Below are 13323 nucleotides of genomic sequence, written 5' to 3'. Positions count from 1 at the left end.
CGGCCACGGAGGACGAGAGATGATCCGCATGCTTTTACCCGTGCTGCTGGCGATCGTCGGCACCGGTGCGGGCGTCGGCGCGGGGATGATGCTCGCGCCCATCCCGAACGGTGAGGCCACGCAAGCGGCGCCGGATACGACCGCCGCGGCCGCGGCGCAGCCGCGCGTGGACGGCACCGCAGCCCCGCCCGACCAAGAGACCGGTCCGCATGACTTTGTCGCGCTTAACAACCAGTTTGTCGTACCGATCCTGGAGAGCGAGCGGATCACGGCGATGGTGGTGCTGTCGCTCAGCGTCGAGGTGACCGAAGGAGATGCCCAGGCCGTCTACGAACACGAGCCGAAGCTGCGCGATGGGTTTCTGCAGGTGCTCTTCGACCACGCCAACCGGGGCGGGTTCGACGGGGAATTCACTAACGCCAGCACTATGGACGTGCTGCGCCGGATGTTGGCCGAGGTGGCGCGCGATCTGCTCGGCCCGGCGGCGAAGGGCGTTCTCATCACCGAGATCGCGCGTCAGGACACCTGACCCGCCCCGTCTCCGGGCCACGCCCGCATCCGCGCCATCGCCCCCAGATCGCCAAGCAGCCCTGCCTGTCGCCGCTCCTGCCGGTCGCGCGCCTCCGCCTGCGCCCGCGCGCGCAGCGCGCACGCCGCCTCAAGCCTGCCGAAGGCGCGGCGCTGCGCAGGCATGGCCTGTTCCTTGCGCGCCAGCACGCGCGCGAGCTCGTCGCGGATCGTCGCCCGGTGCCGTGACAGCCATCCCTGCCAGGCGATGTCGGCCCCGATCTCGCGCACCCCGCGCAGCGCCTCCTGTGGCAGGACACGCGCGGCCCGGGCCTGCGCGTCAAGCCGCTCGATCGCCGCCCGCAACCGGCCCTCCTCGTCGCGCAACGCGCGCAGCCGCGCCGCCTCGCGCTGATAGAGCGCCTCTGTCAGGTCGCACAGCGCGGCGTGGCTGTCGCGCGTCATCCGAAATGCCGCGCCTTGCGGCGCATGCTGTCGGCAAAGCGGATCGCCGCGGCAACCGCGCGGTAGTGGCGCGAATCGATCTCCTCGCCGATCTCGGTCTCGGCATGGAGCGCACGGGCCACCGGCGGATCGTGGTGCACCGGCACGCCGTTTGCGCGAGCCAGTTCGCGGATGCGCAGCGCCAGGTGATCGACCCCCTTGGCCACGCAGACCGGCGCCGATCCCGGCGCCCGGCTCCAGCGCAACGCCACGGCGTAATGGGTGGGATTAACGATCACGACGTCGGCCTTGGGCACGCCCTCCATCATCCGGCCAGAGACGATCTCCATGCCTTTCTGGCGACGCTGTTGCTTCATGTGGGGGTCGCCCTCGTGATCCTTGTGCTCGTCGCGGACCTCCTTGTGGGACATCCGCTGGCGCCGGGCATGATCAAAACGTTGCCAGAAGAAATCCACCGCGCCGATCAGCAGCGCGAGCATCACCACCACGGTGAGAAACTCGGTCGACATGCGCGCCATCAACGCCCCGATCTGGCCCGCCTCGGCGTGGAGGGATGCGGCCATGCGCGGCATCTGACCGCCGAGATAGACTCCGAGCAGGAGACAGAAAGCCAGTAGCTTCACGGCACTCTTGGCAAACTCGAAGAGCCCGCTCGGCCCGAACTTGTTCTTCGCATTCTCCACCGGGTTGAGCCGCGAGAGCTTGGGCTCGAGCCGCGCGGTGGCGAAGACGAGGCTGCGCTGCGCCACCACCGACAGGAACGCCACCGCGCCCGGCAAGAGAAAGAACACCAAAAGCGCCACGCCCACCCCCAGCAGGAGCCCGCCAAGCGCGGCCATGCCCGGCCCGCCGGAGAACACCAGCGGCGCAATACGGTCCGGTTGCCCCACGAGGCGCATCATGAGCGACCCGGCCTCGTCCACCGCACCTGCCCCGGCCGCGACCGCCGCGAGCAGAAACCCTGCGTAGGATCCGGCAGTGTTGAGATCGGCAGAGCGCGCAAACTCGCCCTTCTCACGCGCCTTCTCGAGCTTGTGCTGCGTGGCCTCGTGGGTCTTGTCGCTGTCGTCCTGCGGCTCGGCCATCATCCGCCCCCGACCGGATCGGCGAGGAACCCGCCCAGCCCCGCCGCCCAGATGCCGAGCATCGCCGGGGCAAGCAGGAACAGCAGCACCAGCCCCGCCGCCGTGATCGCGGGCGCCCCCACGAAGACGACCATGAGCTGCGGCATGGCGCGGTTGATGACGCCAAGCGTCAGGTTGTAGAGCATCGAGGCGATCACGAAGGGTGCCGCCAGCGTGAAGGCGAGGCCGAAGGCATGGGCCACCCGACCGGTGCCCCACCCCGCCACCCCGGCAGCCCCGGGAAGCTGGGCCGGCGGAAACAGCCGGTAGCTCTCGATCACGAACTCGGCGAGGCGCAGGTGCAGGCCAAGGATCATCGCCAGCGCCAGCGCCCCGGCCACCAGCAAATGCCCGATGGCGGGCATCGGCGTGATGCTCGCACCGCCCAGGATCTGCGCCAGCGAGGTCGATTGCGCCGCGATCGAACCGGCGGTCTGCAAGGCCAGCACGAACAGGCGGATGCCGATGCCGAGCATGAGGCCGATCGCGGTCTCGGTCAGGATGAGGGGGGTGAGATCGGGCCGGGACCCGAGCAACTCGCCAAGCCCGGGGGCGAGCGCGGGGGTCGCGATGGCCGTCATCCCGAGCGCAAGGCCCAGCTTGATGCGCACCGGCACCGTGCGCTCTCCAAAGCCGGGAAAGAGCGCGATCATCGGCGCCACGCGCAAGAACACGAGCGCATGAAGCCAGAGCACGTCCTGCGACAGCCGGATCAGCGCCTCGAGCCCGGTCATGCCGCCACCACGCCCACCAGCGCCGGTTGCGACTCGACACCGATCTCCTCGAACGAGAGGACCGGCGCGCGCACCTGCTTGGCCGCGAGCGCCATCCGCAAAAAACGCCGCCGCTGCGTCGAGGTGATTACCGCCGGGGTGATTCCCCGCTCCATCGCGGTGTTGACCTCCGTCGCGATACCGCCGGTGAGTGCGTTGAACAGCTCGGGTGGCAAGGCCACGTCGGGCCGCCCGCGCTCGGCCTCGACCTGGTGGGACAGGAACCGCTCCTCCCATTCCGGCGCGAGCTGGATAAGCGGCAGCGTGCCATCTGGGCGCGTGAGTTCGGCCACGATCTGGAAACCGAGCCGCTGGCGCACGTGTTCACACAGCGCCTCGGGGCCCGCGCCGCCCTGCCGTCCCTCGGCCGCCGCCTCGATGATGAGCGGCAGGTTGCGGATCGAAACCTGCTCGGCCAGCAGCAGCCGCAGCACACCGTGCAACAGGTCCGGCGCGATGCGGTCCGGGATCATCTCCTCGAGCAGTTTGCGATTGGCGTCGGCGCGGTCGCGATCGGCAAGGTTGACCATCTCGTCGAGCAAGCGGCGCATCGCCTTCATAGTCAACAGGCGGCTGAGATTGCGGCGGATGATCTCCAAGAGATGCGTAGCCAGCACCTCGCCGGGAGACACCACCGTCGCGCCGCCAAGCACCGCGCGGTCACGCGCCACCGCCGTTATCCAGCGCGCGGGCGCATGGTAGACCGGTTCGCGTACCGTCTCGCCCGGCGGCAGGTCTGGCTGCCCATCTGGATCGAGCGCAAGAAAGTGATCCGCGCGCAGCCCGGCGCGGGCCTGCTCGACTCCCTGGATGCGGATCGCATATGTCCCGGCCTCGAGCGCGGGCTCGTCGGTGAGCCGGATCTCTGGCAAGATCAGGCCGTAGCGCGTCGCGATGTGACGGCGCATGTTGGCGATGCGCGCGTCGAGCCCCTCGCCGGGGTCGAGCACCATATTGATGAGATCCGGCGCGAATTCCACGTGGATGTCATCGAGTTCCAGGATATCGCCCATCGACGGCTCGGGGACGGACATGGCAGCACCCGTGTCCTCTGGCTCTGCCTCCGCGTCCCGCGCGGCGCGCGCGCCGAGCACGGCGACGGCGGCGAGCGCGAGCGCGCCGAGGATGAATGGCAGGAAGGGCAGGCCCGGCACCAGCGCGAAGAGCCCCATCAGCACCGCCACAGTCACCAGAGCCGACGGATGGCGCAGGATCTGGCTGGTCATCGCGGTATCGGTCGCCCCGAGCGTGCCGCCCCGCGCCAGCAGGAGCGCCGAGGCGATGGATATGATCACCGCCGGGATCTGCGTCACGAGCCCATCGCCGACCGTCAGGATGGCATAGGTTTCGAACGCCTCTCCCAGCCGCATGTCATGGACCAGCGTGCCCATGGCGAGCCCCATCACGAGGTTGAGCAGGGTGATGAGCAGCCCGGCGACGGCATCGCCCTTGACGAATTTTGACGCCCCGTCGAGCGAGCCGAAGAAGGTCGTTTCCTGCTGTTCGCGCGCGCGCTGTTCGCGCGCCGCTTCGTGCGAGATGGCACCGGCCGACAGGTCGCTGTCGATCGCCAGCTGCTTGCCCGGCATCGCGTCGAGCGCGAAGCGCGCGCCCACCTCGGCCATGCGCGCGGCGCCCTTGGTGATGACGAGGAAGTTGACGATCAGCAGCACGCCGAACACGACGAGTCCGAGGAAAATGCTGCCGCCCATGACGAAATCGGCGAACCCCTCGATAACGTGGCCTGCGGCTCCGGTGCCGCTGTGACCCTCACCGATGATGAGCTTGGTCGAGGAAATGTTGAGCGACAGGCGCAGCATCAGCGACGCCAGGAGGATCGTCGGAAAGGACGAGAAGTCGAGCGGGCGCTCGATGAACAGCGTGACGGTGAAGATCAGGATTGCCAGCGCGAAGGAGGCCGCCAGACCGATATCGAGCACCCATGACGGCACCGGCAGGATCATCATGACGATGATCGCCATCAGCGCCAGCGCCAGCAGCACCGTAGGCTGAAAGAGCTGCGCGCGGGTCAGGCGCGGCATCGCCGGTCCCCCAGGGATCCGAGGAGACCGGCCCGGGGCAGGTGCTGCGCCGCGGCGACGGGCGAAGGTAGCTGGCTGCGGGGCACGTTTTCTCCCTTGGTTGAGCCGAACGGCGGTGGTGTCGTGCTGCAAGCCTGCGCCATCATGGTTGAGATTCGGTTAGCTGCGGCGCGAGTATTACCGCGTGGCAGCCTTCGCCGGGGTCGCGGCGAGCAGCCGCTTCATCGCGCCGCGCAGCGCCGTGCTGCGCTCCAGCAGCGCACGACGCGATGTCAGTCCCGCATCACCGCCCGCCGCCGGGGCGGCAGCGTCGCGCGCGAGCAGTTCCCCCAACTCCCGGAGCGGGGCATTCTCCGCATCCGCCATCACCTCGGCGCGACCGAGGCGCAGCGCGGCACGGTCCGCACGACGGGTAGCCTCATGGGCGGCATAGAGCCGCCGGGCACCTGCATGATCGCCCCGCGCGGCGAGCGCGTCGGCGCGCAGCAGGTCGGCTTCATTGCCGTCGAGACCGAGAAGCTCCCTAAGCGCCGTGGCCGGACGCTCCTGCGCCAGCGCGATCCGCGCGAGCAACAATTGGTGCGCCTCGCCCGCTTCACCTGGCTCCGTGGCCTGCGCCGGGGCGAGATGGCGCACCGCCTGCGCCGGGAATCCCAGCGAGAGCAGCCGCTGCGCAACGCCCAGCGCGACGCCTCCATCCAGCCCCCCCGGAGACACGACACCGTCCGTCATCATGGCGCGCAGAAAGGTGACATCGTCGGCACCGCGCAACAGGTAGGCCACAAGGACCGACGCAACCTGTGCCGCCTCCGCTTCCTCCAGCGTCGGTCGCATCCGCTCGAATTCCGTCATCGACTCGTCGAAGGCGCCCGAAGCCGCGAGCGCCGATAGGTAGGCCCGCGCAAGCCGCCCCCCCAGCGGCGTGCCACGAGTCTCGAAGGCGAGCGCGCCGGCCAGTTGCGCGTCGTCGAACGCCACCGGGGCCTGGCGGGCAAGCGCACGTTCGATTGTCTCGGCCAGCGCCATCACGGTCTGTTCAACGTTGGTGCCGGCAACCTCGCGCAACGCCTGCTCCGCCGCGGCGTCATCGCCCCTCTGTCCGGCGAGCGCAGCACGCGCGAGCCCGGTCTCGGCATCCGAAAACGCATCGCCCCCGCGCAGGTGCCCGAGAAGCGCGTCGGCGGTATCGCGGTGACCGGCGGCTACCAGCCGCCGGACAAGCGTCGGCCCGAGCGCGCGCCTTAGCCCCTCGGGCAGCGCGACGAAGGATCGCCGGAGCGCGCGGTGGTCAAACACGTTCTCCTCGGGCAATTCCGGCATCGCGAGGATCGCCCAGAGCACGCCCGGCTCACCGCAGCCGAGCGCACCGGCGAGCGCGGCCCCCGCGGGAAGCGACGCACCATCGACCAGCCGCGCAAGCTCGCGTGCAAGAGCGATCTCCGGCTCGCCGGAATCGAGCCACCCGAGAACCTGCCGCGCCTCGGCCCCGAAACCGTGGTGAATGTACAGGCGCGCGAGGCGCAGGGCATCGGCCTCACGAATGGTGTCGAATTCCCCGAAGAGCGCGCCGTTGAGACGACCGACCTCGAACGCAAAAGGGTGGTTGCCGCCCCAGGACACGACATCGAGATGCGGTGCCGGCGGGCACGCATCCACCGAGAGACCCGCGCGCGCGGGGCGGGAGATGTCACGGTCCATACTGGTCGTCACGCGCAAACCGGGCACGTCCGGGCGGCCCGCCTGCGTGGTGCGCCCGTCCCCGATGGCGGGGGCTGACGGGTTCGCGCTGTCCGGGGGCGCGGGGGACTGGGCGGGCGGTGTCGCGAGGCGCGGCCGCTGGCCGGGTTCCGCGGTGACGAGCCCCTGGCTCGCGGCCCGGCCAAGCTGACGCCCGAGCTTGGCGCGCACGGCGTCGAGCCCGTCACCGGGCACGGCGGCCCCGATTTCCGGCAGGGCCGATAGCCGCGGACCGACGCGTTCGTCTAGTCGCGCGGCCAGCGCGGCGCCGGCGGCGGACGGGGTCCGGACCGCGTCGCCGTCCCGAGGGACGGGCGCCGACAGCGGCAGCGGACGTGGATGGGCGGGCGACGCGCGCACGTCGGAGAGCGCGTCGAAGATATCGATCACGAGCATGGCGCCCGCGTGCCAGAACGACTCGATCCGGCAGGCACAGGCAAAGGCAAGATCGAGCCGCCCGCCCCCTGCCGAAGACGAGATTGCGCGCAGCCGCTGCCGCCCGATCCGGTCAAAAACCGCACCGAGCTCGAAGTGCAGCGCAGCACCGTCGAAAATCACAGAGGCCCCGTTCTCGCGGGTGACAACATGCCAGGGCCTGCGCCCGGGCATGTCGAGCACGAGGCGGTCGAACCCGTCATGCGCACCGGAGCGCACTGCAACCGTCTGCGCGGCTGCGGGCGCTCCGGCGGCCAGCCACAGGGCACACCATGCCGCGAGCACCAAAGCGGTTCGCGCGCGGATCATGCGGCCTCCTGCCGGGTGGCCTTGAGCGCCTCCTCGAGATCGCCGAATCCCGGGCGGTTGTGCGACGGGGTGTTCTGTCGCCCCACCTCGATGCAGATACTGGCCGCGTGGTTATGGAGATTGGCCACGAGCACTTCGCGGATGAGCTTGTAGAAATGGGCATCCTCCTCGGTCACGTCGCGCAGACGGCTGGCAAAGGGACCGACGAAGCCGTAGGCGAGGAACACGCCCAGAAAGGTGCCGACAAGCGCCCCGCCGATCATCTTGCCGAGGATCTCGGGCGGCTGGTCGATCGAGGCCATCGTCTTGATGACCCCCAGCACGGCGGCGACGATACCCAGCGCCGGAAGTCCGTCGGCCATCGTCTGCAACGCGTGGCTGGGGTGCATCGCATGCTGCTGCTGCGCCTCCATCCGCTTGTCGAGAACCTCCTCCACCTGGTGGGGATCGTCATAGTTCATCGAGGCCGAACGCAGCGTGTCGCCGATGAGCGCGACCGCCTCGGAATCGGCGAGAATGCGGGGATACCTGGTGAATATGGCCGAGTCGGACGGAGATTCGATATGCTCCTCGACAGCGACCGGGTTCTGCCGCGCGAGCCGGATCAGGGTGAAGAGCAGGCACAGCAGATCACGGTAATCCCCCGGTTTCCAGCGCGGGCCCTTGAACACGCGCCCGAGGCTCTTGAACGTATGCTTGATGGTGGCGATGTCGTTGCTGATGAGAAAGGCACCGATCGCCGCGCCGCCGATCATCGTCATCTCGAACGGCGCGGCATGGAGGATAATGCCGAGCTTGCCCCCGGCGACGAGATACCCGCCAAAGACCATCACCACCACCACCAGGATGCCAAGGATACCGATCATCGCCTTCTCCGTATCAAACGTCTGGCCCGCATCCTGTCACCGTCGGGTTAAGAAAGCCTGACCCGGCGCCGGTCATTCGCGCGCGGCATTGCGCCCGGCAAGCACCACGCTGAGCCGGTGCGCGGCCTCGGGCGACAGCCCGGCCATGATCGCCGCCGCCGCCTCGGGACGCATCCGGGCGAGAAAGCCGGCGGCGAATCCCGCATCCATCCGCTCGAAGAGCGCAGCAGCCTGCTTGGGTTTCATGGTCTCGTAGACCCGCGTGAGCCGCGCGATATCATCCTCCGCGGCGGTCTCGGCGATGGCGAGCGTGCGGCGCAGCGAATCCTCTGCCGCCGCGAGCTCGTTGAGCTTGCGCGCGATCTCCGAATCGACCAGCGCCAGCGCCTCGCGCCGGTCGGCAAGCGCCGCCTCGTCCTCGGCAACTTGCGCTTCGCGCGTCGTCATCTCGTCGAGCAATCGTTGCAGATCCGCGGGTGTCCGGCATTGGGCCGGCGCCGCTGCGGGGGCCTCCGCGGTCGCATCGGTGCGCGCCATCGCGTGACCGACCCCGTCCCCGAGCCGTACCAGCGCCGAGACCAACAGCAGCGCGGCGATCGCCGTCAGCGTCCCGCGTGCGCGCATCCGGCTCCGGCCCCGGCCCCGCGCGCGGCTCATGCCGCGCCCCCGTCACCCGGCGACGCGTTGCGGCGAAACACCGGGGCAGCACCGTTCTCTTTGGCCTGCGGTGGCGCGGGGCGCGGCGTGGCCTGCGGCTCTGGCAGGTCGTGCATCGACGCAATCAAAAGCTCCAGCCGCTTGGCCACCGTCTCGGCCCGATCGGTGAGCGCCGCGAGCGAGCGGGTCTCGCCACCGGCGGCGTTTTGCGCGTCGCGCAGCGTGCGCGTGAGGTCATCGACCTGCGCCGACAGCACGGCGACCGCGCCCCCCACCCCGGTCTCAAGATCGTTGAAGCGGCTGAGCCTGCGGGCGAGCACGTGGCAATAAAGCCCCGCCCCGAGAGCCCCCGCCACCAACAGGATATCGGCAATGAGGTCCATTTCCCCCTCCCTTCAGTTGAGCACGAATTCCATCACCAGCAGGTCGTTGACCCGCGGGGCCCCGACCACGGCCTGCACCCGCCGCAGCATCTGCGCGCGCAGCCGCGGCAACGCGGCGCTTTCCTCGAGATCGGCGATACGCAGCGCCCGCAGATAGGTGTTGAGCACATCGACGATGCGCGGCATGACGCGCGTTACCTCCGCCGCCTCCTCAGTGGGCACCTCGAGCTCGGCGCGAAAGCGCAGGTGACGACTGCGGCCACCATCGGCGAAGGAAATCACCAGCGGCTCGATCGGGACGTAGATGAGATCGCCGAAATCGACGACCGCCTCCGCTGGGCTCGCGGTCTCTTCGCCCCCACCCGCAGCCGCATTCTGCTGTCCGTTCGTGACCGGGCCGAAGGGCAACAGCCCGGCCCATGCGGCATAGAACCCGCCTCCGCCCCCGACCAACGCCAGCACCAGCCCGATAATCAGCGGTAGCCGCGACGGCGCGGCGCGGTCTGCGGCTTCCCCTGTCTCCTCGGCTTCTGCCATGACGCGGTCCTCATTTCTGCGAGCAAAGGGACCATAACCCGGCAGGGACTAACCGAATGTTAAGCCTGATGCAGGAAGGATGACCCCACAGACCGGCAGAAGGCCGATCATGAGGAGGCATCACCGTGCAGCAGATTCTCGGCCTGTGGAACGCGCTCGATACGCGGCGGCGCGTGATCGTGGCGGTGGCGACGCTGGGCATGTTCGCCGCCGTTCTGGGGCTCGCGCGACTCGCCGCAACCCCGGCGATGAGCCTGCTCTACGCCGGGCTCGATGCCCCCGCGGCGGGCGAGGTGATCGCCGCGCTTGAGCGGCGCGGCGTCGGACACGAGGTGCACGGCGACGCGATCTTCGTGCCCGCGCCCGAGCGCGACGGGCTGCGCATGATGCTGGCCGGAGAGGGGCTGCCCGCCAGCTCCACCAAGGGCTACGAGCTTCTTGACGGGCTGTCGGGCTTCGGCACCACGTCGCAGATGTTCGACGCCGCCTACTGGCGCGCCAAGGAAGGAGAGCTTGCGCGCACCATCCTCGCGCATCCGGCGATTTCCGCGGCGCGCGTGCATCTCGCCTCGACCGGAACCAACCCGTTCCAGCGTGATATCCGCCACTCCGCCTCGGTGTCGGTCACGACCGGCGGACAGGGGCTCACGCCCCGGCACGCACGCGCGCTGCAATTCCTCGTGGCCTCCGCCGTGGCCGGGCTCGCGCCCGAGGATGTCGCCATCATCGATAGCGAAGGCGGGCTGATCAGTGCCGCAGAGGACTCTCCCGCCACCACCTCCGACGCGCGCGCCGAGGCGCTGCGCCTGCGCGCCCTGCGCCTGCTCGAGGCGCGCGTCGGCCCGGGCAGCGCGGTGGTCGAGGTGACGCTCGAGACCGAGACGCGCAGCGAATCGGTCCACGAGCGCCGCTTCGACCCCGAGAACCGCGTGGCGATCAGCACCGACACCGAGGAAAGCAGCGACACCGCCTCGGGCGAGGGCGGGGGCGGCGTGACCGTCGCTTCGAACCTGCCCGAGGGCGATGCTGGCGGCGACGCGCGCTCCACCAGCAATCGCGAGGAAACGCGCGAGCGGGTGAACTACGAGGTCTCGACCATCGAACGCGAGGTGGTGACCGCCCCCGGCGCGATCCGGCGGATAAGCGTGGCGGTGCTCGTCAACGCGCTGCCCGGCACCGGAGCAGAGGGCGCACCGGCCACCCAACCCCGCCCCGAGGAAGAGCTCGTTGCGCTGCGCGAACTGGTCGCCTCCGCGGTCGGGCTCGACCCCGAGCGCGGCGACGTGCTGACGCTCCGGGCGCTGCCATTCGAGGCGGTCGCCCCGGCGGGGACACTGGCCGCGCCAGGGCTGCTGGACCGGCTGACCATCGACGCCATGTCGCTGGCGCAGGTGCTCGTGCTCGCCCTCGTGGCGCTGGTGCTCGGTCTCTTCGTGCTGCGCCCTGTGCTGATGCGCCCTGCCCCCGCCTCGGGGAGGCTCGGCGCGCCGGGTCTCCTGACGGGCGGGGCCGCGGAGGAAGACCCCGACGCGCCCGCGCCCCTGACCGGCGAGATTGACGACGGCGAGTTCGACGTCAGCGGCCTGTCGCTTGTCTCCGGCCAGAGCGGCGCGGGCAATGACACCGGCACCGCCTCGACCTTCGCTCCCGCGCTGGGCAAGGCCGGGCCGCGGCCCGAGGATCCGGTGGCGCGGCTGCGCGCGCTGATTGGCGAGCGGCAGGAGGAAACCGTCGAAATCCTGCGCACATGGCTCGAGGGCGAGGAGGAAAGAACCTGATGTCCATCGCTCATCTGCTCGAGAATTTCGACGGCGCGCAACCAGGCAGGCAGGTGACCATCTCGGATGTCTCGCTCGAAGAAGAGCGGCTGGCCGCCTTCGAGACCGGCTACCAGGCCGGGTGGGACGACTCCGTGAAGGCGCGGACCGAGGATGACCGCCGCATCACCGCCGATCTCGCGCAAAACCTCCAGGACCTCAGCTTTACCTACGCTGAGGCCCACGGCGCGGTGATGCAGGCGCTGCGACCCCTGCTTACGCAGATGACCACGACGGTGCTGCCCCGGCTCGCACAGGAGAGCCTCGGCCCACGCCTCACCGAGATGCTGCACGACCTCGCACGCGACCAGGGCCGCCTCGACATCGGGATCGCCATCTCCCCGGACGATGCGCCGCGTATCACGCATCTGCTCGAGTCCGATCCCGCCATCGACGCCACGCTTGTCGAGGACGACACCCTCGGCCCGGGGCAGGTCTCCTTGCGCTTCGGCGAGGCCGAGCACGAGATCGACCTTGCCGAGGTGCTCGCGGGCATCGACGCCGCGATCCACGGTTTCTTCGACCAGACCCAGCAAGGAAAGGCCACCGCATGACCAACGATCCAGCCGACCTCAAACCCGGAACCGGCCTGGACATGTCCAACCCGTTCTCCGCCGTTCCGATCGAGATCACCGTCTCCGTCGGCAAGGCGCGACCCGCGATCCGCGAGCTGCTCTCGCTGGGGCGTGACGCGGTGCTGCCCCTCGATCGACGCGTCGATGACGCCGTCGAGCTCTATATCGGCGAGCGGCTGATCGCGCGCGGACAGCTAGAGGAGATCGAAGGCGAGGACGACGGACAACTCGCCGTGCGCCTCACCGAGGTGGCCAACCTGCGCGACGGGCTGGGATGACGCCGCCACCCGCCGCCCGCGCCGTCCCGGCACGGGCATTGGCGCTCACCCTCGCGCTGACGCTCCTCGCCGCTGCCCCTGCGCAGGCGCAGGACATCTCGATCTCGCTCGGCGAGGGCGGTTCGCTCTCGGGCCGGGCGATCCAGCTCATCGCGCTCATCACCGTGCTGAGCCTCGCACCCGGGCTGGCGATCATGATCACCTCGTTCCCGTTCATCATCACCGTGCTGTCGATCCTGCGGCAGGGGATCGGGCTGCAACAATCGCCGCCCAACATGCTGCTGGTGAGCCTCGCCCTGTTTCTCACCTGGTTCGTGATGGAGCCCACCTTCACCGCCGCATGGGAGACCGGGATCGCGCCGCTCGTGGCAGAGGAAATCCCGCTCGAAGAGGCGCTGCCGCGCGCCATCGCGCCGTTTCGCGGCTTCATGGCCGCGCGGCTCGACGCCACCACCTTCGAGGCGATGGCGGCGCTGCGCCCGGACGCGAGCAGCATCCAGACCGGTCCCGACGCCCCCCTCTCTGTCCTCGTCCCCAGCTTCATGCTCTCGGAAATCGCCCGTGCCTTCCAGATCGGCTTCCTGATCTTCCTGCCGTTCCTGATCATCGACCTCGTGATCGCCGCGGTGCTGATGTCGATGGGCATGATGATGGTGCCCCCCGCCCTCGTCTCGCTGCCGTTCAAGCTCGCCTTCTTCGTCATCGCCGACGGCTGGTCGCTGATCGCCGCAAGCCTCGTGCGCGGCTACATGTGAGCGCGCGTGGCCTGCCGCACGGGGATGAGTCAACGCTCCCCGCACGCTCCTGGCCGCCGCCGG

14 protein-coding genes are annotated in these 13323 nt (G+C 69.7%); 5 read left to right on the top strand and 9 right to left on the bottom strand.

Going from position 1 to position 13323, the window contains the following annotated elements:
• Positions 1-19: 19 nt before the first annotated feature.
• Complete coding sequence (locus tag AC13D8_RS15140; RefSeq protein ID WP_482969518.1) at positions 20-529, top strand: flagellar basal body-associated protein FliL; 510 nt, start codon at positions 20-22, stop codon at positions 527-529.
• Here AC13D8_RS15140 and AC13D8_RS15135 read toward each other — a convergent pair.
• The 9 genes from AC13D8_RS15135 to AC13D8_RS15095 all read right to left on the bottom strand — a co-directional run bounded on the left by AC13D8_RS15135 (position 517) and on the right by AC13D8_RS15095 (position 9835).
• On the bottom strand, positions 517-972 hold the full coding sequence (locus AC13D8_RS15135) for a hypothetical protein (protein WP_482969517.1): 456 nt from the start codon (positions 970-972) through the stop codon (positions 517-519). The genes AC13D8_RS15140 and AC13D8_RS15135 overlap by 13 nt on opposite strands.
• Positions 969-2057, bottom strand: a complete 1089-nt coding sequence (locus AC13D8_RS15130) for an EscU/YscU/HrcU family type III secretion system export apparatus switch protein (RefSeq protein ID WP_482969516.1) — start codon at positions 2055-2057, stop codon at positions 969-971. Before AC13D8_RS15130 ends, AC13D8_RS15135 begins: the two co-directional genes overlap by 4 nt.
• The gene (locus AC13D8_RS15125; RefSeq protein WP_482969515.1) at positions 2057-2830 is read right to left on the bottom strand and encodes a flagellar biosynthetic protein FliR; all 774 of its coding nucleotides are present in this window, start codon (positions 2828-2830) and stop codon (positions 2057-2059) included. Before AC13D8_RS15125 ends, AC13D8_RS15130 begins: the two co-directional genes overlap by 1 nt.
• A complete protein-coding gene (flhA, locus tag AC13D8_RS15120) occupies positions 2827-4911 on the bottom strand; it encodes a flagellar biosynthesis protein FlhA (RefSeq protein ID WP_482969514.1) in 2085 nt (694 codons plus the stop codon). The genes AC13D8_RS15125 and flhA overlap by 4 nt, the downstream gene beginning before the upstream one ends.
• A gap of 177 nt (positions 4912-5088) precedes the next feature.
• Positions 5089-7392, bottom strand: a complete 2304-nt coding sequence (locus AC13D8_RS15115; RefSeq protein ID WP_482969513.1) for a hypothetical protein — start codon at positions 7390-7392, stop codon at positions 5089-5091.
• On the bottom strand, positions 7389-8258 hold the full coding sequence (gene motA, locus AC13D8_RS15110) for a flagellar motor stator protein MotA (protein ID WP_482969512.1): 870 nt from the start codon (positions 8256-8258) through the stop codon (positions 7389-7391). The genes AC13D8_RS15115 and motA overlap by 4 nt, the downstream gene beginning before the upstream one ends.
• Positions 8259-8330: 72 nt before the next feature.
• Positions 8331-8915 carry a MotE family protein gene (locus tag AC13D8_RS15105; protein ID WP_482969511.1) on the bottom strand — a complete coding sequence of 195 codons (585 nt, stop codon included), beginning with the start codon at positions 8913-8915 and terminating at the stop codon, positions 8331-8333.
• The gene (locus AC13D8_RS15100; protein WP_482969510.1) at positions 8912-9298 is read right to left on the bottom strand and encodes a hypothetical protein; all 387 of its coding nucleotides are present in this window, start codon (positions 9296-9298) and stop codon (positions 8912-8914) included. The genes AC13D8_RS15105 and AC13D8_RS15100 overlap by 4 nt, the downstream gene beginning before the upstream one ends.
• 12 nt (positions 9299-9310) lie before the next feature.
• Positions 9311-9835, bottom strand: a complete 525-nt coding sequence (locus tag AC13D8_RS15095) for a flagellar basal body-associated FliL family protein (RefSeq protein ID WP_482969509.1) — start codon at positions 9833-9835, stop codon at positions 9311-9313.
• 125 nt (positions 9836-9960) lie between these two features.
• Here AC13D8_RS15095 and fliF point away from each other — a divergent pair, with 125 nt between their 5' ends.
• From fliF to fliP, 4 genes are read left to right on the top strand one after another with little or no spacing between them, the layout of a single operon-like run.
• Positions 9961-11613 carry a flagellar basal-body MS-ring/collar protein FliF gene (gene fliF, locus AC13D8_RS15090; RefSeq protein ID WP_482969508.1) on the top strand — a complete coding sequence of 551 codons (1653 nt, stop codon included), beginning with the start codon at positions 9961-9963 and terminating at the stop codon, positions 11611-11613.
• On the top strand, positions 11613-12206 hold the full coding sequence (locus AC13D8_RS15085) for a FliH/SctL family protein (protein WP_482969507.1): 594 nt from the start codon (positions 11613-11615) through the stop codon (positions 12204-12206). The genes fliF and AC13D8_RS15085 overlap by 1 nt, the downstream gene beginning before the upstream one ends.
• Positions 12203-12505: a FliM/FliN family flagellar motor switch protein gene (locus AC13D8_RS15080; RefSeq protein WP_482969506.1), complete on the top strand. Its 303-nt coding sequence runs from the start codon at positions 12203-12205 to the stop codon at positions 12503-12505. The genes AC13D8_RS15085 and AC13D8_RS15080 overlap by 4 nt, the downstream gene beginning before the upstream one ends.
• Complete coding sequence (gene fliP / locus AC13D8_RS15075; RefSeq protein ID WP_482969505.1) at positions 12502-13260, top strand: flagellar type III secretion system pore protein FliP; 759 nt, start codon at positions 12502-12504, stop codon at positions 13258-13260. The genes AC13D8_RS15080 and fliP overlap by 4 nt, the downstream gene beginning before the upstream one ends.
• Positions 13261-13323 lie beyond the last annotated feature (63 nt).

It is taken from the genome of Roseovarius sp. B-10 (genome assembly GCF_056859295.1).
Note: the sequence above shows the minus strand (reverse complement) of the source record. Positions and strands in the feature narration are given on the sequence as shown.